We start from the raw sequence: 25,874 nt of genomic DNA, 5'->3' as shown, positions 1-25,874 counted from the left end.
TAATTCAGATGCCATATCGAAGTTCGCTGTGGTGATTTGTCAGCGGGTAGTTCATATAAGCCTTTTAAATATTTTTCCAGTCGACCAATAAAGATCGATTCATCCAGGGGAGTCTGGCGATATTTAATGGCCAAGGCCAATCGGCTAATAGCACATCAAATGGCTGATGTTGTACCGTGATTTTGATTTCCAGTTCATTTATCAACAATTCACCCGGTCGTTGTAAAAACAACTGGCGGGCATCATTGCGGCTTAATTTTTTCCAGGCAGGAAGTTGATTGATAGCCTCATCCAGCCATTGTGTTGCTATCAATTGTTTTTCTGGCTCAAGAGGAACTGATTCGGTAATTTCATCGGCTATGAGTCCACACAGAACGTTATTTAGCACTTTTCGTTCTGACTGTTCCTCTTTGGTTCCCCAAATCAGATAGTCAAGACAATCAACGGCACTGAATTGAGCTTGACGATCAATAAATTTTTGTTCTTCAAACAAACCTAGCTGATTAAACAGTGCAGGTAATATCGGCCATAGAACCAATATGCCAGCATTACTCACCTGACGTGTAAGGGGGTGCTCAGGTAATAAAACCGCTTCAGAGCATGGTCGGTTGCTCGTTCGAAATTGGTTGTGATTATTGCCTGTAACACACAGATTATCTAATGTTGATAATGTTTGCTGATCTTTGGTGATTAGCGTGTGGTTTGGCACAAAGCGTTGCGACAGATATTGATATTCATCAGTAGAAAGTTGCTTTTTACATCGCTGTGAAACAGGGGCCAATTGCCATAATTGTGCTAACCAAGCTGTACCCGCACTGTGATACAATTCAGGATGTTGAAATAACCGTAGGATATTTTGTGTTTTAACGTCTCCTTGCTGAATAGCTGTTGCTATTAATGAAAGTTGATGCTGATTTAATTGCGGCAAAATTTGTTTATGCCCTGTTGCTAACGTATGCAATATCTCTGTAAACATTGAATCAACGGAAACTGTTTGCTGCAAAGGTTGTTTGCTGAGAAGCTGGTTTTTGTGGTTAAAACGATTGACTAAATTTTTGTACTCCTGAACAGAGAGGTGTTTTTTACAGAGTTGTGAAATCGCCTCTATTTGCCAAAGCGGCTCTAACCATTCATTTAATAAGGGTTTTTGAGTTTTAATTTGGCGGAATAGATTAATAATAGATGAGGAGTTAAGTGTGCCGTTATTTAGCTCAGCAGTGATACGTGATATGATTTTTGCATCAGGTTTGGGTATTTCTTCTATATTATGCCGCTTCATATATTCCAGTGCATTGAGTATCAATTGTCCTGGGGAGACAAGTTCCTCCTGATATAGAGATATATTTGCTTTTTCGGATAATCTGAGGCTAATAGCGTTTAGTAAAGTAGATTGCCCGATAGCTAAAAGCCGTAGTAGACTGTGTTCAGATAAACAACTTTTTACTAATAATAATACCCATTTGTTATCTATTTGTGTTAGTTGATTGATTAATAGATTAATATTAGTATCAGGAAGCTTCGTGTACTTTATTTCCTCTATTGGGCTTAATGAAGTATCTTTCCGATATAAATAGCAAATAAATTCCTTACTATTAATTAAATAATTATTACTTGATATTTTTGGTTTGTTATTAATTTTTTGTAGCGTTGGTTTTTTTTGGTGTAATTTATTATTATTACTCAATTGATATTGGCTTAATGCTTGTTTAAGAGCTGCATTAAGTCGTATAGGAAGTAATGAATTAAATTCATGGAAATTTATTTCGCCAAGATTCAATATCAATCTTTCTAAGTGTAAATTTTTATTAATAATATCTTTATTAAAGAATGAGTTAAGTAAATTACTTATTTTATGTTGATTAATCAGAGAGCCATGCAATATGCTTTCAGCGACCTCTTTATGATTGGATTCAATAGTAATGATAATCCGATTTAACATAATTAGCTCCAAAGCTATATTGGTGTTATCTTTGCAATCGATTGTAGACATATAATTTAAATATACCAATGTTGGGCGAGATGAAGTGTTAACAATAAAGAAAAATATTAAATTAATATTTACGGGAACTTTTTTATCATATATCTTATGTTAAATATGTTTACGAGAATACCTTCTGATTCAATGTCATCACTAATTTTATAGGGATGACTATGTGGCGATGTATTGACATTGCCTGAAATTAAATTGATGTTAAGATTTTCATTATTATTTAAGTAAGGAGTACCGTTCTTTCCATCACACCATGCCCAACCCTCTGGACAAGGTTCATTACCACTACCACTACCATAGAACGGCACAATTGTTCCTGGGGGAATGATGCGGTCTGCGAGCTTTGATAAAACTGCTTCTATATCAACACTTACGCCATCTTCGTCTACCTTAATACCACTACTTGCTTTAACTTTCACACCGTCTGTACTCAAGCTCAATCCACTTGTACCACTCCAACTATTATCGTGAGTACCACCGTCTAATTTTAAATAAAGACCAGTATTGTCAGTTACTGTAATACCACCTCCATCCCAACATAGAACACCGACACCATCTTTATCAACGTTAATACCATGACTGATATTCACCTTTAATCCATCGTTATTAGCCAGCAGGCTTTTATCTTTAATTTTTACCCCCAGTCCATCTTCATCTTTCTCTAAACCACCACTAGAGTTAACTTTTACCTTCAGCATACCGCCATTATCCAATTCCAAGGCTGAGTCTAAGTTATCGGTTTGCCCAGGCGCTTGCCCAGTTGCTTTACGGCCAATATCGGCAATATCAATCAAGTCAGAAAAATCAGCTTCTAGTGGAATACTGCCTTCTTTAAAACGGCTTTTTAAATCATCGGCTGAAGGACCCGTTGATTTAATATTGGTATTTTCTAAATTGGTTTCTGAATTATATGGATTATGTTCTTTTTCCATTTATATCACCTTTTGTATAATGTGAAATGATTATGAGTTTTTCATTATAATTAAATGAAAATTAAAAAAAGATACTTGATTTAATGTAAGGTTAATATTTATTTTGTTAAAGTAAATTAATTTCTTTATCATTTGAAAATTAAACATGAGCGTTTTTAATCGATATTTTTCTATATTCATGATTAAAGTCAGTGTTTATTTAAATTTTCTCCAGTATAAGGTACATACACTAACTGATTATTAATAATCACTTCTGTATTCCATTCTTTACCGGATTCACCAACCACATCAATACGTTGCTGTGCGGTAGCAATTCTCATATTACCAATACCTGTTGCGGCAGAAGGTAATCTTCCCAGGGTTAAAGTTTCTAAAACATGGTATGCCTCGTCCCCTAAGGGAGCGCCATTATTTTGCCAGCGCTGATAGGTACTGGAAAAATCTTTAAAATGTTCCGGTGACAACCAATGTATAATCAGAGAAAGATGAACGGGAAATTCAGCTAAAATCTCAGATTTAATCCACGAATCCAGCTTGTAAGGATCAGTGTTGTTATTCTCCTCAATTAACTGGCGGTTAAGTACCACACTGACTATAAATGAAAAGCGATCGGATAAGATACTTCCATTGGAAAAGTACCAATGATAATTCGATGCTTCCGCTTCTAATGGAAAATTATGTGGTGAATATTCTTCTTTTTTAACTAATATAATATTTTCAAAATAATCGAATTCAACTACTTTTACTTTGAGTTCATATTCAAGTTCATCAGTCTGATATAACGTTTTTGAACCCGGTTTCGATGGTGTAATTACATATTTTATTGTTATTTCGTCATCCACTTCTATCATTGCGGGGAAAGGAGTTTGGGAATTGACGGTGATCCACCTTTCATTCTCTTCATGTTCTTTTGGGGCATAAGCTAATTGATAATCCATATCTTCCAGCCACACCGAACTATTTTTCCAGTGTAGATTACCTTGATTAAATGCTTTCTCCACTCTTTCCCAATTGCGTTCCAGATCACTGCTATTGCTGGTGTTAAGAGTAAATGTATCTTTTTCGATATTAGTGATCATCTGATTACGCAACACTTTTTTATTTTCGCCGTCGCCTTCAGTGATAATTAAGTCAATTATCTGACCTTGCAGTAACTGGTTTGCCTTTCCTGTCTGGGTAATGATTAATTGATGCTTTTTAGTATCGGGCTCACTTTTTATTTCCAGATTATCGGGTGTTTGCTCCTCGTCGAATTGTGGGGCCGGTTTTATCGGTAATAACTGTCGATGTTCAATCAGGTAGAAAGGAAGTTCATCCAGCTCTGGAGTTTCATTGAAACACTCTCCTCCCAAACCAAGCCGGGCAGCGATACGTTTTTGAAGCGCCGACACTTTATCAATACGAATATTATTACGTTGGTAGGTCAATTCAGGCTGTTGAGCTAGGTAATTGCGTTGGGTAGATAGAAAATCTTTAGCCTGTTTTTTGAGGTTTGATTCCGGTAAGTCTAGTGGCAGTGGTATGGCTGCACATTGAGCTCCGAAATAGCCTAACAAATAATCCAAAATCGTTAGTTCTTTTATATAGTTTTGTTTCTGAATATCGTCGCCAATATAGATTTTAGAATCATTGTTTAACTTTTCAATTAAATCAGGCGTTATATTTTCATGGACATCATAATTAACCGTATTGGTTTTAAAAGGCCATTGTGTACCATATACCGCATTTCCCCGTTGCTTGAATGCCAATAGCTTTGGTAGTAAATCAAGTTCAGCACAGCCGTTAGCCAGCATCTGTTCAAAAGGCAACATAAATTGGTGCAAGTGCACTTGTTGTTGAGTCTCCGCGTAGGTCTGTAATCCATAGCAGGCCGGTAATTTATTGCTTACCGGATAGTAATCCAGGACTTTACGATGTTTGCCCCAGTTTAGTAATTCGGGCTGTGTTTCAATCAAGGGTTCTGCAATGATTTTGTTCTCTATATCTTGTTTAGAAACAGTGATTTTTACTCCGCCTTTGGCGGTAATAGTGAGTGGGCTTGCTGATGAGGAAATTAAGTCTAAGGGATCGTTACCCCATAGCCTGGGATAGTATCCTTGAGCGATTGTCCAGGACCAACTATCGTCCGCCAGCGGAGAAATGTTTTCATCATGCTTGCCTAATGCCAATCGGGTAATATTTTGTACTCCGGGAATAGCCAGTAAACGATTAGCCAGATGGCTGAGCTTTAATTCTGTCGGCTTGGTATAATCTTTAGCCGCCGATAATTCCGGTATCCAACCGTGATGTAAATAAGGGCCTTCAAATATCTCTTCATTACTGTAACCTTGTTCAATCATAGCTTGGGTGCTATAGCGTAATGGGCTTGTAAGCACCATTTGTTCCGTTGTCATATAAACTTGGGCAAATATATCAGCAACATCACTGACATCATCATCAAGTTCAATATCAAGCTGCAATAAGAAATCTACGGGTTGCAGCCAGATAATTTTACTGACGGATTCCCCCAGATTACGGTTATCGTTTAGGAAATCATTGAGCTTTTCCTGAGCCAGCTTATTATCGATCTGAGTTTTCCTGCTGGGGAGTAAATAAAGCCAATGGTTTCCTCTTAGTGTTAATTGTTCTTGTTCTTGTTTTTGTTCTTGAATAAAACTGTATTCACGGCTTTCTTTGTTATACCAGTACTGATAACGTTCACTTTCAGGTTCACGAATCAATTGGACATCATTAAAGAAAAAATAATCTTCGTTTTTTATTTCATCGATCTTTTTTATTTGATAGATTTTCTTTATTTTCTCAATTCTTTCGTCGTCATTATTGCACCAATCAAGCAAGTGTAAATCCAATAAGGCTCGGCGATAATCTTCCGCAGTGATCGGGCCACAGGTCAGCATTTGTTGTGGGCCGAATTCCTTTGGAAAAATGCCATCACCCAGTGTCTGCTCTTGTTTTTCGGGGGTAAGCAAATCGCGCAGGGGTAGCGAATGGCGATAGGCCAGATCAGATGCGCCGTAACAACAGGCTTCTAATAAGGTAATACCGGGATCATTTTCTTCGGTATTGCTCCAGAGTTGCCCAGACTGTTGCTCAATGACCGTCTTAGCTTGAGTGAGTAAGGTCTCAAAGGCGATATCGTCTTTAACGATGGGAAACAGGGCGTCTTGATTATTCACTGTCTGCTCCTTTATTAGTGGAACTATTTTCTGACCAAACCAAAATCAGTACTTCATTATCAGCAGCTTCTACACTGTCGCCGACTGCTCCTGCGGTTTGGGACGATTTTTTCAACGTTAAGTTGGTGACCCGTTCAACCAGAGGGGATTGTTGGATGGTGGCTAATAACTGGTAGTAATCAATGCGGTTACCTAGTGTCACACCGATGGCGGTATCCTCTGCCCACGGCATATAGATTCGGCTTAATTGCTGTTGTAACTGATGATGGCCGTAATCGGGGTTAACACCGGAAATAAATGCTACTTGATAACTCACATCAACGTTAACGTAGGTGGGATTATCGATTTTAATCGTTGTCCAGGGACTGCTTAACTGACTTATCCATTTAACCATCTCTTCCAATCGGGCCGGACTCAAGGTTGGGCGTAGCGCATCATCGTTATCTTTGTAACGGCTGTCGGGGATCGCAATCAGTTGCTGTTCTTTCGGTGCCGGGATTTTAGTTAATTCACTGGCAGAAGGGTATTTGACATCAAATAAGCTGACGAACTGCTCTTTTAATAAGGTGACAATGTTATCCCAGCTCAGTACCCGGTTACGATGAGACAATCGGGTAGAAACCCGTGTCATAAAGGCTTGTTCTGTCTCTTTCGGGCGGCCGTTCCAGGATACCCAAGGCTGATTGACACTATCGATAGCAACTAACGCATTGACCGGTTGTGTAATACTGTCGGCGGGTAATCCATTGATAAAGTGGTCAGTTTCAACGAGTTCTGCATTGATTAAGGTAGCGGTGGCGGCGTTGTACAGTATGCCTTTAATTCTTGGGTAATCCTGAGATTCAGCCTGATGGGTTATTTCTGCTTTCAGCCAGTATCGTCCTGTTGGCATCAAAGTTGCCTGATTTGACGCGTCCTGTGGCAGTAGTGTGCGCCAGATACCTTGGTCAAACAGGTTATGGGTTTGGTCGTCAACTAGCTTATCCAATGAACTCCAAGTGTTGCTCTGATTGAGATAAAACCAGGATAAATTGAGCGCTTTAAAGCCCTCTAACTGCCAATATAGCGATAAAGTTTGTCCCGGTAACACATTAGTGAAACCCAAATAGAGTGCGTCGTTAGTGAATGAAAGGGGATCTTCGTTTGTGTTTGCCCAACCAAAAGGCGTCAGCGGGTAAACGGTGAATTGCTCAGGTTTAGCTTTAGCGCTGAATTGAATCTGTAATGCACTGATTTGTGGCGTATAAGGAACATTTTTATCCGTGGGATTTTGCCAGTATTGGGCGTGCATAAAATCCTGTCCGGCCAATTCTATGCGCACGGATGCAGGCCATTCGTTGGGCGATGGGCTGTCTGTGAGGGGATAATGCATTTCTGGCAAGGTAAATTTCAGGCTTTGCCCTTGTGGTTCTTTACTGCCACTAAATAACGATTGGGTAGCATTGAGTGTCTCTCTTTCCTGAGGGGTGACTAAATAGCCTTGGACTTTAAACGCGCTGTTATCGGGTTCAGGGCTATAACTTTTATACCACTCTTTAAAACTCTTGGTAGGTAAGCCAACCCATTGAGGAGTCATCGTCAATGTTGCGTTTTTAGTGCCATACCATTCTGGGGCAACCAGATTAAAACCAGAACCCAGTGATGGTGATTGACCGAAGGGGAAGCTGGTGGTATCCGTCTGTTCGATACCGCCATCAGAGGCATAGTGCACACTGCGGTTACCGTTAATATTGATTTCAATCCCGGTAATTTTGGGCAACATGGGTTTCTGAGTCGTACCTAGTTTTAATACCGGTATGTCGAATGTCATGCCATCAAGATTATCTGGCGGGCTGGTAGGATCAGCCGTGGATGATAATTCCAGTTTAATATTTTTTTTGTCGATAAGTTCTGCCAACAACGATAACCAGTGATCTTCTGCACTGATTTTAGCTGTGAGATGTCCCGCTTGACCTTCCCAATCGTTTTCCAGCGTCAATGTGATATGACGTTCTCCTGCGGGCATAGAAAATAAAGATGATTTAATCAGATAACCGGATAGAACCGGTACGTCATTGGCTGTTGGATTAAAAAGTTGAATACCATTTTCAGGTAATGCAATGTTATCTGAGAGGCTAAGAGGTATTGTCGATTGCCAGCTATCCTTATCTTTATCTTTCCGATACCAACGCAGGTCGGTCAGTTCCCCTTGATTCGCTAGTAAATCTGTTTCTGATGTATATTGTAATGGGTTGCCGACGCTATCCTGCCCGGCATCAAACAGGGTTCCTTTAGGGATAAGATATTCTGCGTTATCTGTATTTAAGGTAATGCCTAAAGCAACGCTATCCGCTTGGGCTTTTCTGGGGCTTAGTCCCAGTAATTCCCGGTAATAAAGATCGCGGTGTCGGGCCGGGAATGTATTTAATAATCGGTTGGGTGTTTCTAATAACTTTAAAAAAGCAAAAACAAAAGCTTGATGTGGCGGTAAAAGGCCATCTGCTTTATTAGCATGTTGATAAATATCCGCTAATTCTTCAGGAGTATTTTCTTGAATAAAGTAAAAACTATCCCAGAACTGTTTTTTCTCTTGATCGAAAGGGATTTTTTCAGCATAAGCTTTATCGAAAGGAATTATTCCAGTATAAGCTTTAAGCCAGTTTAAAATATCCAGTGTACTTCTTTCATCAAGTTTAAATACAGTATCCGGCACAATAGCAGAGAGTTTATTATCTAACTCGGCTTGTCCCATATTTATTCCACCTGTTATTTAAAAGTAGGGTTGAAGAGGTTATTTATCCGGCACTGACTGCATATTGGCTGGCAATAAAGCGGCCTTTGCCCATACTCGGCGTTGTCACATCTGGGCCAGTTGACGGATTATTAGCAGGTTGGGTCGGGGTAAAACGGGCGATAAATTGTTGCCCGACAACAATTGCCGTGGCGGGAGTACGACAAAAGTTTACCTGCTGGTTCGCGTCTAACTGGGCAATGGTGACTATGCCCATGCCGGGTACCGGATGGCTAGGGGTAATATATTGCGCTTGAAGCTGTACTTTTTTTTCGTCACCCACAATAACGATTTTTTTGCCTTGGATTTTGGCGTGTCCGCTGCCTCGAATGGTCGCAGGTCCCAGAATTGTGACTTGCCGGTTGCCAAATAACGGTTCGAATAGCAGGTTGTCGCCATCAATCACCAGTTGTTTACTCATAAACTCACCTGTACCCGGCCTTCATTAACTTCAAGGACGCCTTCAATCTGTTGGTTGATGTCGCTGCCTCTCAACGCATAGGTAACCTGAACATGTAGAGTGTTGGGTAAGTTTGTTCTCTGGTTTACTTGAATCGCGGTAATTTCTGCGCGTGGTTCATAGCGTAATACCCGCTCTTCAATACGGGTTTGAATGTCTGCCATCAATTCATCACTGATATTGGCAAACAGGTAATCATTCAGACCACAGCCGTAGTCTTCACGCATAATTCGTTCACCGGGTTCTGTCAGAAAAAGAATATTTATACTCTGACGGACATTTTCTGCTCCTTCTGCCATAATGACGCCAGATTGTATTTCAGGCGGGTTGTCATTGATAAAAAACTGTGGCGGAAATGCCCAGCCCCGACCATAAATATCGGCTAATATTTTGTTTGTCATTTCATTGCCTTATTATTGTGTTAAGTTAATCTTTGCTCCTTTAATATCTACACCCGATTTTCCTGAGGCGGACAGGGATTTTTCGGCCTGTATTTTAATTTCCTGAGCATTGGTGATGAGGTTGTTAGCTGAATTAAGCGTGATATCTTTATCTTGTTGCAGAGATAACGTGTTTTTTCCGCTATTGAGCGCGACAGTTTTATCTTGATTATTGAACACTAAGGCCTGTTGGTGATCTCCTTGTTTGATGACTAAGGTTTTCATTGGGTTTTTTTCACTGGGTTCTACCGGAGCTTTATTTTTCGGGTTGTGCATGGAACCTAATATCACCGGGAAGCGCGGATCGCATTCAAAGAAACCGATAATCACCTCATCTCCTGGTTCAGGGTAGAAGCAAAATCCGCTTTCATGGCTGGCATAAGGCTTACCCAGGCGGGCAAAAAGTACACTGTTGGTTAAGCTTAACGCCGGTATCTTGACCGGAATACGTCCCAGTGACTGGCTGTCTGGTTGGTATTTTTCAACAATACCAACATGCAACTCTTTAACCGGAGGAACTGCCTGTTCTGCATCTGGCGGCATACCTAAGGTTAACCGGGTACGCCAGCCTTGCCGCTGATTAATTATCTGGCTCACGCCGGTGATAATCCCTTGACCATCCATCCCCTGTCCAAAGCCATTCAGAGCGAGGACATCACCCGGCTGATAGCGGCTATCACCTTCGACTTCAAAACTACCGGAGACGTTATCACTTCGCAGGTTATCCATAATGCCTTGAGCAAGATATTTAGCTTGCTCATTATCCAGTGGATAGTTAAAAACCCATTGCCAGTCTTTATTGGTCAGTGTAGTTATGCTGTCTACCGCTAGTTTATTACTGCCAAGCCCACTATTCTTCACCTGAATTGTCTGAGACAGTTTTTGTTGGGTAATGTCCCAGGACTGTACACTGACCGTTTTGGGGCTGCGCTGGTTATCCCATTGCAAGTTTGCTTCAAACAGTACAATGTCCTGATCGTTGGTGCTCTGACGGATCGTATGTACAGTTGATTGATTCAGCGCTTTAGGTGTTATCAGTGTAACGACTTCATTGCCGGGCAGCAGCCAGGTATTAGTGGCGATAAGTCGGCTTTTTAAGAATGTCCAGTCATTACAGCGAAATTGCACCATTTGCTCATGCACGGTTTTGAGCTGAGGGGCCTGTTTTATCGTCGTTTGTATACCGGCCTGACTGAATAGCTTCTTGATAATCGCTTCATCACTTTGTTTGCTGAATAGCTGTGAGTGGAGGCCATCTGTTAATTTTTGCAATGGATGTTTTGCCGTCAAGGTCATCAGGCTGTCCTGGCCTTTGAACTTAAGTGCTTGCCGAACAATGATCCCTCTAAACAATATGGTTTTTTGGATCTGTACGATAAGTTCATTATTGGGGCGGCAGTTTGCCAGTTCAGCTTGTGCTTTGACATCAAAAATATGGTTAGCATCGCCGGCGATACCCAGAGTGATGTTAACCGAGGGAATACCATTGATGTAGTGGTTTACTGTCAGGTTAATAGCAGTAAATTGATTGAGGGTTTTGCCACTTATCTTGATGGTTATCTCAGGTATTTTCATGCCTTCTCCTGTGCTTGCAGTGTTTGCCCTGGGGTGAAGTCATCAAGATTATCCAGATCGTTTTGCCAGGCAAGGGAGAGATAATCAATGCCGCTTGCCAGAGAAGCGCCGGCGCCTAAGGCAATCAACGGCAGGGTGAGCATATCTGTCACACTGACTGCGGTGACCGGTGGTGATTTTAACTGCTGCTCAGTGGCCTGAATAACAAAGCTTTCGTCTGCAACCAAAGATAAAGTGGCACTGGCTCGCAGTGGGGTGGCGTCCCGGTCAAACAGGGTGTAATTAATGGTAAGGCCACTGGCCCGGCCAGCGAAATAGCCTTTGTTTTCCCAGCGCATTTTGCCCCATTTGATTTTCAGGAAGTGGGGTACATGGGTGCTGGCATCAACGGCGCATAAGGCTTTCAGGGTCGTCAGTTGTGTTTCAACTGGGATATTATTGCCTGGCATGGAAGCATCAAACAGCAGGACTAATGACAAGCCAGCCGGTTGCGATAACACATAGCGACTACTTTGGCTGGTATGGTTAACACTTTCATCCTGTTGATAATGGGTTTGATAATCGAGTTGAATGGCATCGGGGTTATACATCGCCTGTAAACTTCCCACGGAAATTTTCCCCTCCCGGTCTTTGAAGGCAGTCAGGGTGAGTTTGGATAAGCCGCGTTCAATTAAGCTCATAACGGCCTCCTGCTTCACGCAATGCGTCTAACACCTCCTGTTTTACTATCTCTATCAGACGGGTATTATCCAGCGCCTCCTGGGCTAATGTTTGCGGGGACAATAAGTCACTTGCGGAGTCGGTAACTTTTACTTGAATAATCAATTCCTTAATTTCAATAGTCATACTTTCACTCCTAACCAGCGCATATCCTGATAACGTAATTCCAGGGAGTTCACCAGGACGGCATTGCTATTGGCATCAAAGTCGCCGGTGGACCAACGAACCGGCAGGGCGTTACTTAGCGTCCAGCTTGCCACGGGGACTGAATTTTCATTCAGCAGCATGATGACGACATCGGCATAAACCGTTTTTTCGCCGCGCAGGACGCGATCAAATATCAGAGTGAGTGGTGTCACCGTCATGACGCCGCGTTTCAGAAGCAGACGGCCATGCTGGATTTTTTCGGCCAACCAAACATTTCTGGCGTTTTCCCCACCCTGGCTGAGTTGGGTGGTTTGCAGCTCACGGCTGAGGCCTGATATCTGTTGAAAGGCAATGTCGAGCGGACTGGGGATATTATTAAAAAGAAAACTGGCGATAAAACGGTGTGACACTGATGGGGTGTATAAATTGTTCATATTTTTCCCCGGTTAAATTTCGCTGGTGTTACCGGTGCGGGTGTCAAATGTCAGACTCAGTTCGATAAATTCCGCCGGAATTAAGACCGCCAACCTGATTTTCATGATCATTTTCCCGGCCAGCATATCTGCTTCACTCATCGACTCGTTAACACCCAGTAATACCTCAAATGCTTGATCTTCCTGGGTGCCCCGCAATCCGCCTTTTAACCATAACTGATGCAGCCAGTTGTACGCCTGACCTTTAAACTTCATCCAGGTGATAGCGTTATTGGGTTCAAAAACGAAGGCTCGGCCAAGTTGAGTCATATAAGCTTCGATATAGGAAACCAGACGGCGGGTCTGAATATAACGCCAGGGGGAGTCGTGGGTATTTTCCAACGTTCGGCATCCCCAGATTTTAATCCCTTTGCCGGGGAAGCTGCGAACCAGATTCAACGAAGTGCCATTGGGATTAAAGAGGCCATCGGCTTCAATATAAGCGCGTATCGGGCTGATCACTTTGGCTAACGCGACATTAGCGGGTGCATTCCAGACGGCCATTTGGTTATCGTTACGCTGGATGACGGCAGCAACCGCCGCGGTAGGTGAAAGCACGACAGTATTTTGCGCGTTATCCTGATAGGCGCTGTTTAGCCGGGGCCAGTATACGGCGCCCCATTGTCGATCACTTGAAGAAAACTGCGCTAAACATTTCCCGGCCAATCCAGGATTATCCGGGGCATCCAGCAATCCCATCATGCCGCGCCGGCTCTTGCAAAGATCGAGTACCGATTGCCAGGATTCCAGCCAGAATTGAATTTTGTCATGTTGAACGATGTCTGAATTGGGAGCATCCATCTGATTAAGGTAGACAAGATCAGGGACGACAATCAGCGTGATTGCACTCTCTGCGGTAATCGCTTGTTTAACCCAATCCTGTTGCAGTGTGGTGGTCAATGCTTGAAAATCGTTTAGTGGTTTATCCGTTCCCAGTGGTAAAACATAGGCTTGCTGACCACTATTTTCAAAGAAGTGACGTACTGAATAGTACATCAATCCTGATCCCTCAAATGACAAGGTAAAATCGGCCAGACTGGTGAGCTTGACGGCGGTTTTGTCGCTGACACGGCTATTTTTGGCCGGTTGGGGATAACCAATAAAAACCGGTACACCGATAAATGCATTATCCTGTTTCTGGGATATCAGGCTCTCCGTTATTGTGACGCCAGGCTGTTTTATATCCATTATCGTCTCCTCAACGACTGAATAGACGCGGCATTCAACCGCGTCTCAGCACGGTTACTGTGCTACATTTTGTGAAAACTGAAGGATAATAAATTCCGCCGGACGTACCGCCGCCATCCCCACTTTGACAATCATTTTCCCTTGTTTAATGTCAGTATCGGACATGGTGATACCCTGACCAATCTGAACAAAATAGGCTTCCTGCGGGTTATTACCGGCCAGCGCGCCTTGTTGCCAGAGTTGATGGAGATAGTTGTCAATGGCTGACCGAACGCGTTCCCAAGTCGGTTGGCTATTGGGTTCAAAGACAGCAAATCGCATTGCCTGCTTGATATCCCGTTCTGCGCTATTAAATAAACGCCGAACCGGAATATAGCGCCAGTTATCATCATCTTGTAGAGTACGTGCGCCCCAAATTAGCGTACCTTTGCCGGTAAATTCACGGATGGCATTAATGCCTGCTTTATTCATATCGCTTTGATCATCATCTGAGATTGCTACAGATGGTTTAGCATTACTCAATGCCACGTTCGCCGGAGCTTTCCAGATACCGCGGCTGGCATCGGTTGCCGCATAGGCACCCGCGACTGCGGCGCTTGGGGGTAAGGTAATGGGTGTTGTCGGTACACTAGCCGTTTTCCATGCATCGTCGACGGCTTGTTTAGCTTGAGTATATTCCGCTGGAGCAGCAGTTTTTAGTTCGGCCAGGGTAGTAACATTGTCATAACCGCTTATCTTAATATCAGCATCGGCTGGTTGGTTATAAGTAAAAGAAGTCACTAAATCAGGGTAATAGACAGCGGTTTTATCCGTTTGAGTAGTCGGTTTATCTGTTCCATTTGTACTATCAGCAATGAGGAAGTAATCCACTTTATCTTTCAATAGGGAATTCACTGCATTGTAGACAGCTTGTTTTGTGCAGTTTACTAATGTTTCATGCTTTTCAGGGCAAACCAGTAAGGTAATCTCCTGTTGTTGTTCGATCAGATCTGGCAAAGTTGTCAGTTCTGTTGTTGCAGTGGATTGATCCGTGGCTACCAACGGCAATACATAGCATATGCCACCGCCATTATTAAAATAGTGCTGTACAGCAAAAGCACTGAGAGAAGTTGCTGTAACGGTGGCAGTATAGGCATAGGTGTCTTGAGCATCTCCCTCGTTATCTGAGATCTTTTCTGCTTTTACTGCCTGTATTGACACGGAAGGTGAGGGTGAAAACTGAGAGATAAGATCCAACCAACTGGTGATTTTAATACAGCTTCCCTTACCAGGTTGAGTTCCGTCTTTTTTGAAAAACTTACCAATAAACACGGGGATCGCGGTTGGGTTAGCATTAATCGACAGTGATAACGAAGCGTCTTCTTCGATATAAACGCCCGGAGTATTGTAGGTTGCAGAGGCCATGAGGTTTTCCTTGTATTAAAACTGGGCAACGTCTTGGGTAAATTGCAGAATAATGAATTCGGCTGGACGCACTGCTGCCATGCCGACTTTGACGATCATTTTGCCTTGCTTGATATCGTCATCGGTCATGGTGGTGCCTTTACCGATTTGAACAAAATAAGCCTGCTCGGCTTTGTTGCCCATCAATCCGCCTTGCTGCCAGAGGGAATGGAGATAGTTATCGATGGCCCGACGCACAGCTTCCCAGGTCGGTTGGCTATTGGGTTCAAACATCGCGAAGCTCATAGCGTTTTTAATGTCCCGCTCTGCGCTGTTGAATAGGCGGCGAACCGGGATATAACGCCAGTTATCGCTGTCCTCAAGAGTACGAGCGCCCCATACCAGTGTGCCGCTCTTAGGAAAGGTGCGGATCATATTTAGTGCTTTATCTTGGCTGTATTGTGCTTGCAGGTCATCGGTTACCGGATATTTAGGTTGTAATCCACCTTGAATAGCCACGTTAGCCGGTGCTTTCCACACGCCACGGGTGCTATCGACAGAGCAATAGACACCAGCAATAGCAGCACTTGGGGGAATCTCTCTAGTAGCCCAATCGGCGGTTAACCAGGGGTAGTAAACGGCAGCAAAAGGATTTGGGTCATAATCACTGTTGGATGTGCCAGCGGATTCTAACTCTGTAGTAGGGCCATCAAAAATGGCAAATAATCCTTTGCCCGGTTTGCAAAGTGTACTTACAGCAGTAGTAATATTCTCTCCAGCAGCAACCAGCAATGTGACATCATCCAGCTTTGGAACTTGTTTTTCTAAATCTGTGGTTTGGACCAGATAGCAATATCCACCACCGTTAATAAAATAAGCGCGCAGTGAGATATCAAGTGTATTGGCAGGATCAAATTTTTCATTTTTTAGTGTCAGATATTCCAGCCAGTTACTAATGCGAATATAGGGTTTACCTGATATTAATGGATTGTCACCTGCGACAGCAAAAACAGGCACTGCTGTTGCACTGGAACTAACGGAGAGTGACAGCGAAGCGTCTTCTTCAATATAAACACCGGGGTAGGTTGTTATTGTGGTCATAAAATCTCTCCTTATTAAGCTGCTTGAATGGTTACACGATCTGCTGTCAGTGCTATTTCCTGAACAGCGATTTCATTGCTGGTGGCATCAAAAGAGGGGGAGGTGAATGACGTTGGGAATGCATTCGCTACGTTCCAGGTCATTAAGATTTCGGTGCCAGCTTCATTGGTCAGGCTAATTGCAATATCTTTCTTCTCAACTTGATTAAGTTGAATAGAATTAATCCAGTCAAACAGTTTGGTGTCGCCAGGGAAGACCCCCTTACGCAGGGTAATATTGATAGATTGACGTTGGCCCGGCATTTTATAGTAATTACCGATGCCATCTTTATATTCGATGACATCATAATGAATATCAAGCCCGGAAACGTTGTTAAATGGGATTTGTTCGTCACCGACTGAAACAACAAACCGATAAGTAGGAATGGGATATTCAACAGCGATTTGTTCTGGATTTATAGCCATGATTCTTCCTTTATTAGTTATTGATGTTTAAAATCTAAGAAAAGCTCTATCGTTTTTTTACTAGCATTGAAAATATAGGTATGGCTACCGCAATAACCTGATTTTTAAAGGTTATTATTCATGATGGATATTTTTTGGTTTGTGGAAATAATTTTTATTTTATTCTTATCATTAATTAATAAAGTGATTCAAGATGGATTTTTTAATAATGTTACAGAACCGACATTTTTATATGCTCATAGCAAGTTTTTCATTATTTTAGTTTGGAATAGATTAAGTCTGATTATTGAAAACAGTGGGTGATATTAAGTACCTGTGACTTTTTTATTTCACTATGAAGGAAGAAATTTATGATGAGTTAATTATCTGGAGTAAACTTTTATTGGGATGTCTGCTGTGCTTAAAGTTAATAACACTTACTCAATGTTTGAGTACACATCCCAGCAGATATTTACGCTAAAAATTTTTCATAAGGAAAGAAAATATAAAAATCTTGATATTTTATTATAAGTGACTATTAATTATATATGTGGTTTTGGTTTTAATATACTTTCCCTTTAATTAATAATTTTAAGATTAAATTATAATGTTAATATACTACCTATCAGTTTAAAGTTCAACAAATAGCGATTTGTAAATAAAGTTTGTGTAATGTTTTTGACTTAGGAAATTTTTATTATTTCATAGGAAAAATTATGACTCTATACAAAAGAATATTTGTTTTTTTTATCATACTGCTCACCCCTATAATCTCATGCCTTGCTGATACGAAAATTGATACATTATCTATAGATGATTATAAGGCCGTATCTGAACTTTTAGATAGCATTAAGACGCCTAATAAACCTAAAGTGATTAATTTAACTATTCCTTCACATGAGGGGGGCTATAGAGCACTGTTACGCTACAGTGGTATTACTGAACAGAAGTATCCTGATGTTTTTAAAGATATTGAGACGATAAAAGCAAAGCAACATGCACTGATTAAGAGTGGGAAATCGCTTGAAATACATCGCTCGAATAAAGATCCTGAAAATTTTTTCGGGCAGCCTGTAATCATACCTTCTAAAGATTATAAATCAATTTCAGCTACAGTTTTTAATTCTCTTTATTATCCTGATCCTTCCCTTCCTTCATCGTTCCAAGACTCACTTGTGGTTTTTGCACTTGATAAAGATAAAAAATCTAGACAGGTAATCGCATCAGGTTCAAGCAGTATAGAAGGTAAGGAAGTACGGAGCCATACAACGGAAGCCGTTTCTGAAGAAGATATACTTGATGGTATTAATAATCCTAATCAATCTTCTGTTATCGCTGTTGCAACATATCAGGGAAAAATAAATGGAATAAGTCTCAGTGACGGGCCAATTATCATGAAATCAAATATACTTTATTTCGACGATGTTCCAAAAGAGATGTGTAACACGTCACCTAATGCACCTGATTATGTAAAAAAGAAGATATGTAACACGGACCTTGGTTATAAGGAGTATTTACAGCATATGCGCCCAATAATCGTTTGCTTAAATAGAGCAAATCCTGAACACGGAGCTCCCGATGCTTGCGATTATGGTCCAATGACGCCAAAGCTGCCAAATAAGAATACATATATCAACATGGAAATCATTGGCAGTGTTGAATTCGATGACTATATCCTGATTGATGAGAATAAAAAGCCTAAGGGAACCAAGAGTTTACACATAAGCGCGGATTTGACGCTGGTTGGCCTTGATACTGGTGGTGGATGTAAAGCAAAAGAAATTGGTGAAAATATATTTTGGGAACATGTAAAGGTCGATGAAAGCGGTAAAAGATTGACATGGGATTTCTCCAAAGACTCAGCCTACGCTAATTTTGGGGGAATATGCTGGAAGAATAACGAGAGGTATGTATTGGATTTACAGGCTACTGTTCTCACAACTCCTGATAGGTCTGATAAGGAAGCATCTGCTATTCAATTCACTTATACTAATAAGGACGGAAGTACTCCGTCTGATTCACAATTCATTTACCCACCTATTAACATCCAATATGGTTGTATTGCTGAAGGTACATTAGTAGATATGGCCGATGGTTCTAAGAAGAAGGTTGAAGATATACGTTCAGGCGATAGAGTTTTAACAAAGCAAGGTGGTGTATTACAAGTGAAAAGCCGTATTGTAGGTCACGATACTGAATTTGTTGATTTAATTTATAATAACGGTGAAAAAGTTTCACTGACGCCAACGCATCCTGTTGCAACATTACGAGGAATAGTCAAAGCCGATGAACTTAAGGCTGGTGATACAATATATACACGTGATGGTCAAACTACCCTTAGCTCAGTTAAATTGAGAAACACTGATCCATTAAACGTATATAATTTCGTGTTAGAAAAAACAGATGATAAAAGTGAATTGTTACCTGAAGATGCTTTGCTTTTTGCTGGTGGCATTTTAGTCGGTGATAATAACCTGCAAAGAAAAGTATCGATAGCAAATTGATCTTTTTAATTGTCAGTATTAAACTGCGCCACCTCCTAATGGAGGTGGCCTTTTACTTATTATAGTTTTGTCGAATAATAAATGGTCAGTCAAAGAACCACACTTTCTGATTTAAGATATCGGCTTAGTGTTGATTTCGTTTCATTTAAGCTTAAATTCTCTATTCCTTCCTCAATAAATAGCGAGTAAAAATTCGCTGTCCGCATTTAAAAAACCTTGGTTAATGAAAGGCTTTTTTCTTCAGCAAAGAGCACTCAGTGTTGAACACTGTTGCGTACCCCATTTTTACAAAAATGTGATCTGTGACAGGCCCGGTACAACAGCAAGTCTTAACAACAAGTTAATTTTATATATAAAAATTAATTATGTTTTATTGTTTGCAGCTAATTGACTGAATAAAATTCATTGATTTTTTAATAGGCTATATCATCAATTTTAATCGATATTCGCGATTGAAATTAAAATATTTGATAGTTTTTGACGATCGTTTGTGTGATTTTTGAACGTTTTAAACAATTTTATTTTTCAAATTGTAATCTATAGGATTAATTTCAATATGAAACACTAAAGTGTTTTAAATGTTTTCATGTGTGTTATTATTGCGTTAAGATTTTGTTTCATTTGGTGAGTATGTGAGTGGTAATGCGTCTCTTATTTTGATTTTGGAGTGATTAGCATGAATAAGAAAGTCAATGTATTGCGTGGCGCCAGGCGTCAATCAGGTTTTACGCTGATTGAAGCATTGGTTGTGATGATTGTCGGCATTGTGATATTGGCCGCCGCCGCCGCCGGGATTGGTAAGTTGTTCCGGGCTTCGGAAATCTCAACTGAATCGTCGAATATTACTCAGATGGCCGCAAATTTGAAGTCAATTAAAAATGGCGCCAAAGGCTATGACAGTTTGGATAATAAGATCGCCATTAATTACAAAGTCGTTCCCGCCAATATGACTCAGGATGGTAAGACCGGGATTATTTTTAATAGTTGGAATGGCAAGGTAACTATTTCTCCGGGCGATGCCACCGCTCAGACCTTTAAAATTGAGTATCAGAATGTGCCTGATGAGGCTTGCCAGCAACTTTCGCTGAAATTGCGGGTAGCGGGTTGGTCGAAAATGGCCGTTGGGAGTGGGAAAGGACAACAATCTGGCATAGAAATTAAACCAGATTCGACTTTGGCGCAAATTGAATCGGCATGTAGTGCCAACGATGCAAATACCGTGACGCTTGTTTCTGCCAGTTAGGACATGGATTGTTTTGATGTGATATGTGGCTTGGCAGGCTTGGTGAAGGCTTTTCAAGCTGCATTTTCTTAGTGATGGAAACAGCCGGTTTCGCTGGTTTTGTTGTTGTTCTCTTATCCAATGCGGTTCGTTGTGTGCTGAATCTGCCGGGAGATCATCATGATGATAGGGTGGTTGCAATCTTCTACCGGGTGCTTGGTTCTGGCATCCGGGTTGCTAGGGTTGTGTGTCGGAAGTTTTCTTAATGTGGTGGTCTGCCGCTTGCCGATGATGATTTTCTCCGAAATCAATAGCGAGTCTGCCGACTTTAATCTCTGTTTTCCCCGTTCCCATTGTCCACGTTGCAGCCACGTGTTAGCGGCCCGCGATAATATTCCCTTGTTGAGCTATTTGTACCAGAAAGGGCTTTGTCGATACTGTAACGGTACGATTTCTATACGCTATCCACTGGTTGAAGGTGCGGTAGCGCTACTTTTTTCTTTACTGGCTTTGGATCTGGGGTGGAGTTACGGGTTGTTGGGGTTGTTGGTGTTGAGTTCGATGTTGATCGCGCTGGCGATCATTGATTTCGAACATATGCTGCTGCCCGATCAACTGACGCTTTCTTTGCTGTGGCTAGGATTGTTGTTCAATCTGCATTCTGCCGGATTTGTGGCATTACCTTTGGCCGTCAGTGGCGCGGTTTGTGGATATCTGTTTTTCAGGCTGGTGGCGTGGATTGCCCGGCAATGGGTCCAGCGTGATGCGTTGGGAATGGGAGATGCTAAATTTCTGGCGGCGCTTGGCGCCTGGTTGGGGGTGGAAGCGCTTCCATTCATGATTTTGCTGGCAGCAAGTTTCACACTAATAAGTTATCTGGCGATTTGGCGACTATGCAGTATGAGAACGGCGCCACAGATACCTTTCGGCCCGGGTCTGGCAGTCGCGGGATTGATTATGGCGCTTTTCAATAGGTAGCCAGTGCAGTGTCGTTCCCTTGGGCGGGATCGCTATGGGGATAAATAGTTTATCGGATGGAATAGATTTTCTTACGTATGATTAAGAAGGACTATTTATGCATGATGATGAGTCTGTATCTATATTGATGATAAGCCGCCATGATGCAGGTTTCACTTTGCTGGAAGTGACTGTTGCACTGATAGTACTGGCATCAATGATGGTGGTTGGTGTGGTTTATCTCAACAGACAGAGTGATATGCTGGTGAATCAGGTCGTCGCCGGGCAGATCCAACATCTTGGTGATGCGGTGGTGGATTATGTTAATGATAATTATGTCGCTCTAAGTCGTGGACCCACTCCAGCACCAATTAATTGGGCAGAGTTACCTTCCTATTTACCTCCGGGGCTTGACCAGAATACAGTCAATCCGCTTGGTCAGAAATATGATGGCGTATTACGCGTTGTCATGTTGCCTAATGGCAAAAAACGTATTGATCCGTTGATTTATAGCGTTCCAGCAATGGCTAATGGAAAACAGCCTGATGTTGCTAAACATTCGATGAAGATTGCGCAATTGATTGGGGTTGGCGGCCTGTATCTGGATTATAGAAATCGGGATCATCGTAATCCGGCTACTTATTGGAATAGTTATGGTCAGGTCAATGCGCCTGAATCTTTTGCTGGTTTTTTCAAGGAACAACCCAAGGAGATTGGCCGTATTTTTTATGCTCCGTTCATGCGGGATGCGTCAATCTATGGCCCGGGAACATTGGCGGGCGACTTGCTTCATCGACAAAAAATAGGCGGGCATCCAGAGTGGAATAGGATGGAAACCAGCATCAACATGGGCGGTCACGGTCTTGAGCAGGTGGATACGTTGTCGATGCAAGGCCCCGGCATGGTTAATGGTGTGAATAAGATCGTCTTTTCTGCCCGCTCTCAGGGAAACACCTCCTATATTGAACAAAATAGCGACGGTGAAGTGGTTGTCAATCCAGAGCATGGCACGTTGTTTATCCTTGATGGTAATGCCAATCCCGGTAGTAAAGGGACTTTGGCTGCCGGTGATATTCATGCGGATAATAACGTCGTTGTTGGCAATAATTTAGTGATCAATACTCAAACTGGAAATCTTGTCGGTGGCAAGTGCCCTGCGTTAGGTAACCTCTCCATGAGCAAGCAGGGAGAACTGTTGGTGTGTCAGGGGATTAATGTCGATAAGTCAGATTTGGAATGGAGAGATGCGAGTGGAAGCAGGCGGTTATTGGCAAATCAAGCGGTAATCAGCAGTGGCTATCGGCTTGCATCGGGAATGTCGTCAGGGATAACAAGTAAGGGAGATACCTATTATGTTAGCGGTGACGGTAAAGTAAACAGTCGGCGTCAGCCTTTTTTTAACAATTCAAATGCCCCTGTGTTAGTCACCGTCTCTACACCTCCGATTTCTAATCACCATCGTATGCGTTGCGTGTTGGCGGTGTATGAAGCGGATAAAAATGGCAACAACCAAGAATCTGATTTACCGCTTGTTTTTCAACGATCTGGACTGGGGGATTATCCAGAAGAGAATTCCAAGGTAAATCTAAACAATACAAGAACTTGCATAGTGTCATTCATTGCTGGACCACATCGCAAATATAACATTGCCAGCGTGTTCCATTCTTCTAAAAACAGTACCCATATTTTGAAAATTCATAACTGATAAGCAGCATCTTGTGCATCTGATGATTTGGCGTTAACCAATCTAGAGTAATTAGGAGAACATAAATGTGGCCATTAGCGATTGTTGGGATTGCCGTCGTATTTATTATGCAACTGATTTTTGGTGAGTTGTTGTATGAAGTGCGTGTGCAGTCAGTGCGTGCCAAGACTGATGTAGCCGCGCTGTTTCGTAGCTATGCTTCAGCCGGTGTGCAATTGCTTAATCATCATTCCGTTGGCGTGATCAAAAGTCGCAAGATGCAGCAGGCATTAACCGCTTTGCATATGGAGTGGGTAAATACCGATGCCTGGTGTGACAACGTTGCCAGCCAGTGTCTCTGGGGGGGATTTATTTCAGGGACTCATGTCTATATTTTCCGCAAAAATACCCTCTCCGGCGACAATGGGTTGTTGCATGGCGCTTTCGGAGAATTACTTAAATGGAGTGCTGAACCCGATCAGATTGGTTTTAAGCAGGGTTCCAGACTCATCGATGGTAGAGGAAAACGGGTAGAGAGTCTGCTTGCCAGACGATTACCGGATGATGTTCGGAAGTTTGTATCTGACGGTGCGCTGGTGGAAATACTGTAGTTGCTGGGAATATTAGTTGTTGGAAATATTAGTTGTTGGAAATACTCGTTGTTGTTTCGCAAGCGGGCTTTCTTTGGGTCGCTAGTCTTGGTTAACAGGTTGTTTGGATTACTTTTTTTCTTTTTGGAAAGATCGATGAACAAAATAATCACATATGTTTTTACGGTCCTTGTCTGTATGTCAAGTGTCGCCGTTTATGCAACACCGATGCGTACACCCGTTCCTGTGGCGACGGTGTGGACAGCCACTCCGGGGCAAACTTTGCGTGATGTTACACAAGAATGGGCGAGTAGGTCTGGCTACCAAGTGGTATGGGATGCTTCCTATGATTTCCCTATCCGAGCTAGTCTGCGTTTTAATGGCACGTTTATCCATGCGGTAAGCGAGCTGTTCGAAGCCTATGCGATGGCGAATCGTCCTTTCGTTGTCGATATTTATCAGGAACAGCGGCTTGTTCATGTACAGGCTCAGGGGTAATAACATGCATATCCAGTTTTTGACGTTTTCCAGATTGATATTGTTGCCCTGTATAGCGACTGGCCTGGCAAGTTGTGCGGCAATCTCTAATGTTGATCGGCAGGCAGATGCTGAGATGGCAAATGCTGACAGTATTATTAAGGAGTTACGCAATACTGCCGCCGTGACGGCTGTGCATGTTCACGAGCATGGTTATTGGGTATCAACTAAGGAGATTCCATCAAAGAAGGAGGGTGAAACTGTTTCTTGCATGTTGACGCTGGAGGAAGCGGAACCGATGACGCTGAGTCAGTTTGCGGAAAAGATCAAGCGTATCTGTGGCGTGCCGGTGCTGATCAGTGCTGATGCACGGTTTACAGTGTCTCCTCCCAGTTCGGCATCGGAGGTGAAAGAGAGTGGTCAGGAAGAGGTTGTTGTCAATTCGAACACGCAGTCAATATCTGAGGGCGGTCAACCAGAAGAGATGAAAATAAACGTGCATTGGCATGGCTCCTTGGCAGGTTTGCTTGATTCGGTCATTTTGTCATCAGGATTGCATTGGAAAGTACACAATGGAGCAGTGCATATTTTCAAAACAGAGACGCGAGTGTTTCAAATATATGCATTGCCCGGTACGGATGCATTATCTTCCAGCGTGACAGCGACGACCAATGCCACGTTCGGCGGGGGCTTAAATGGAAGCGATAGCGGTAACGGCAACAGCGGTAGTTCCCAAACTCTCGCGACTTCTTTGACCCGTTCGGTTATGGATGAGATTCAAAAAGCGGTGTCGAATATGCTAACGCCTGGCGAAGGTAAGTTAACTTTGTCGATGGCGACGGCATCATTGGTGGTAACTGATTCACCCGAAGTACTTGATAGAATTAAGGATTATATTTATCAGCAGAACAAATTATTGACAACGCAGGTGGTGCTTAATGTCAAGATCCTTAACCTGACGTTCGATCGGGCTGATCAGTATGGCGTTGATTGGTCACTGGCCTATAAAGACGCTCATATCGGAGTGGGCGGTGCGGGCAGCGGTGTTACCGAGGGGAGTGATATCAGTACCAATATTCATATTCTTAAGGGGCCATTTAGTGACAGTAACTTACTGATCAAGGCGTTATCGACCCAAGGTAAAGTCTCTATAGTGACTCAACCTTCGGTGACTACCCTGAATTTGCAAGCGGTACCGATGCAGGTTGCAACGCAGACCGGTTATGTTTCGTCAACTTCTAGTACTTCAACGCCACAAGTTGGCATTTCAGTAGGAATCGAACCAGCGACAGTGACGACAGGTTTTAATATGTTGATGCTGCCTTATGCAATGGCCGACAAGCAAATATTGTTGCAGTACAACATTAGTTTGAGCGATTTAAAGAGGCTGGAGAAGTTTGGCGAGAAAGCGACCGGTCAGGTGCAGTTGCCGACAATAGATTTACGCGCATTCAGTCAGAAGGTGAGACTACATTCAGGTGAAACACTGGTGCTGTCAGGATTTGAACAGCAGTCAGATACCAGTGATCGTAGTGGTTTGGGTAGCCCGGATAATCAATTCTTGGGTGGGAGCCGTCAGGGCAAAAGAAACCATAATGTGATCGTAGTCATGATTACTCCTATAGTGGTAGATTGAATAGTG

The 25,874-nt window shown here is 42.3% G+C and carries 22 protein-coding genes; 8 read left to right on the top strand and 14 right to left on the bottom strand.

The window, feature by feature from the left end:
- Positions 1–64: 64 nt before the first annotated feature.
- The 14 genes from Phpb_RS13585 to Phpb_RS13520 all read right to left on the bottom strand — a co-directional run bounded on the left by Phpb_RS13585 (position 65) and on the right by Phpb_RS13520 (position 16,819).
- On the bottom strand, positions 65–1,939 hold the full coding sequence (locus Phpb_RS13585) for a contractile injection system tape measure protein (protein WP_065390791.1): 1,875 nt from the start codon (positions 1,937–1,939) through the stop codon (positions 65–67).
- A 119-nt stretch (positions 1,940–2,058) separates the two neighbouring features.
- The gene (locus Phpb_RS13580; RefSeq protein ID WP_065390790.1) at positions 2,059–2,922 is read right to left on the bottom strand and encodes a hypothetical protein; all 864 of its coding nucleotides are present in this window, start codon (positions 2,920–2,922) and stop codon (positions 2,059–2,061) included.
- A gap of 188 nt (positions 2,923–3,110) precedes the next feature.
- On the bottom strand, positions 3,111–6,098 hold the full coding sequence (locus Phpb_RS13575; RefSeq protein ID WP_065390789.1) for a hypothetical protein: 2,988 nt from the start codon (positions 6,096–6,098) through the stop codon (positions 3,111–3,113).
- Positions 6,091–8,829, bottom strand: coding sequence for a hypothetical protein (locus Phpb_RS13570; RefSeq protein WP_065390788.1), 2,739 nt, complete (start codon positions 8,827–8,829; stop codon positions 6,091–6,093). The genes Phpb_RS13575 and Phpb_RS13570 overlap by 8 nt, the downstream gene beginning before the upstream one ends.
- A gap of 43 nt (positions 8,830–8,872) precedes the next feature.
- Positions 8,873–9,289, bottom strand: coding sequence for a hypothetical protein (locus Phpb_RS13565; protein WP_065390787.1), 417 nt, complete (start codon positions 9,287–9,289; stop codon positions 8,873–8,875).
- Positions 9,286–9,729 (bottom strand): GPW/gp25 family protein, encoded by a 444-nt coding sequence (locus tag Phpb_RS13560; RefSeq protein WP_040152817.1) that lies wholly within the window; start codon positions 9,727–9,729, stop codon positions 9,286–9,288. The genes Phpb_RS13565 and Phpb_RS13560 overlap by 4 nt, the downstream gene beginning before the upstream one ends.
- Positions 9,730–9,741: 12 nt before the next feature.
- The gene (locus Phpb_RS13555) at positions 9,742–11,343 is read right to left on the bottom strand and encodes a phage baseplate assembly protein V (protein ID WP_065390786.1); all 1,602 of its coding nucleotides are present in this window, start codon (positions 11,341–11,343) and stop codon (positions 9,742–9,744) included.
- A complete protein-coding gene (locus Phpb_RS13550) occupies positions 11,340–12,023 on the bottom strand; it encodes a CIS tube protein (RefSeq protein WP_040152821.1) in 684 nt (227 codons plus the stop codon). The genes Phpb_RS13555 and Phpb_RS13550 overlap by 4 nt, the downstream gene beginning before the upstream one ends.
- On the bottom strand, positions 12,010–12,189 hold the full coding sequence (locus tag Phpb_RS13545) for a DUF5908 family protein (RefSeq protein WP_065390785.1): 180 nt from the start codon (positions 12,187–12,189) through the stop codon (positions 12,010–12,012). The genes Phpb_RS13550 and Phpb_RS13545 overlap by 14 nt, the downstream gene beginning before the upstream one ends.
- Positions 12,186–12,644, bottom strand: a complete 459-nt coding sequence (locus tag Phpb_RS13540; RefSeq protein WP_065390784.1) for a phage tail protein — start codon at positions 12,642–12,644, stop codon at positions 12,186–12,188. The genes Phpb_RS13545 and Phpb_RS13540 overlap by 4 nt, the downstream gene beginning before the upstream one ends.
- A 12-nt stretch (positions 12,645–12,656) precedes the next feature.
- Positions 12,657–13,871, bottom strand: a complete 1,215-nt coding sequence (locus Phpb_RS13535) for a phage tail sheath family protein (protein ID WP_065390783.1) — start codon at positions 13,869–13,871, stop codon at positions 12,657–12,659.
- Between the two features lie 54 nt (positions 13,872–13,925).
- Positions 13,926–15,275, bottom strand: a complete 1,350-nt coding sequence (locus Phpb_RS13530; RefSeq protein ID WP_065390782.1) for a phage tail sheath family protein — start codon at positions 15,273–15,275, stop codon at positions 13,926–13,928.
- Positions 15,276–15,290: 15 nt separating this feature from the next.
- On the bottom strand, positions 15,291–16,355 hold the full coding sequence (locus Phpb_RS13525) for a phage tail sheath family protein (protein WP_065390781.1): 1,065 nt from the start codon (positions 16,353–16,355) through the stop codon (positions 15,291–15,293).
- A gap of 14 nt (positions 16,356–16,369) precedes the next feature.
- A complete protein-coding gene (locus tag Phpb_RS13520) occupies positions 16,370–16,819 on the bottom strand; it encodes a phage tail protein (protein ID WP_065390780.1) in 450 nt (149 codons plus the stop codon).
- A gap of 120 nt (positions 16,820–16,939) precedes the next feature.
- Between Phpb_RS13520 and Phpb_RS13515 the strand changes: the two genes are divergently transcribed.
- The 8 genes from Phpb_RS13515 (at position 16,940) to pilN (ending at position 25,868) form a co-directional block, all read left to right on the top strand.
- The gene (locus Phpb_RS13515) at positions 16,940–17,122 is read left to right on the top strand and encodes a hypothetical protein (RefSeq protein WP_041380030.1); all 183 of its coding nucleotides are present in this window, start codon (positions 16,940–16,942) and stop codon (positions 17,120–17,122) included.
- A 392-nt stretch (positions 17,123–17,514) separates the two neighbouring features.
- Positions 17,515–19,302, top strand: coding sequence for a Hint domain-containing protein (locus tag Phpb_RS13510; RefSeq protein WP_065390779.1), 1,788 nt, complete (start codon positions 17,515–17,517; stop codon positions 19,300–19,302).
- Positions 19,303–19,978: 676 nt separating this feature from the next.
- The gene (locus Phpb_RS13505; RefSeq protein ID WP_065390778.1) at positions 19,979–20,545 is read left to right on the top strand and encodes a type 4 pilus major pilin; all 567 of its coding nucleotides are present in this window, start codon (positions 19,979–19,981) and stop codon (positions 20,543–20,545) included.
- A 159-nt stretch (positions 20,546–20,704) separates the two neighbouring features.
- A complete protein-coding gene (locus tag Phpb_RS13500; RefSeq protein WP_065390777.1) occupies positions 20,705–21,502 on the top strand; it encodes a prepilin peptidase in 798 nt (265 codons plus the stop codon).
- A 97-nt stretch (positions 21,503–21,599) separates the two neighbouring features.
- Positions 21,600–23,186: a prepilin-type N-terminal cleavage/methylation domain-containing protein gene (locus Phpb_RS13495; protein ID WP_065390776.1), complete on the top strand. Its 1,587-nt coding sequence runs from the start codon at positions 21,600–21,602 to the stop codon at positions 23,184–23,186.
- Between the two features lie 65 nt (positions 23,187–23,251).
- Positions 23,252–23,776: a hypothetical protein gene (locus Phpb_RS13490; RefSeq protein ID WP_065390775.1), complete on the top strand. Its 525-nt coding sequence runs from the start codon at positions 23,252–23,254 to the stop codon at positions 23,774–23,776.
- Positions 23,777–23,953: 177 nt separating this feature from the next.
- The gene (locus Phpb_RS13485) at positions 23,954–24,253 is read left to right on the top strand and encodes a toxin co-regulated pilus biosynthesis Q family protein (protein ID WP_240492548.1); all 300 of its coding nucleotides are present in this window, start codon (positions 23,954–23,956) and stop codon (positions 24,251–24,253) included.
- 4 nt (positions 24,254–24,257) lie between these two features.
- Complete coding sequence (gene pilN / locus Phpb_RS13480) at positions 24,258–25,868, top strand: PilN family type IVB pilus formation outer membrane protein (RefSeq protein WP_065390773.1); 1,611 nt, start codon at positions 24,258–24,260, stop codon at positions 25,866–25,868.
- The last annotated feature ends 6 nt before the right edge of the window (positions 25,869–25,874 follow it).

The sequence above is a fragment of the Photorhabdus namnaonensis genome (assembly GCF_001684335.1).
In the GTDB taxonomy this organism is placed as follows: Bacteria; Pseudomonadota; Gammaproteobacteria; order Enterobacterales; family Enterobacteriaceae; genus Photorhabdus; species Photorhabdus namnaonensis.
The sequence above is the reverse complement of the archived record's forward strand: the minus strand, read 5'-3'. Positions and strand labels throughout refer to the sequence as shown.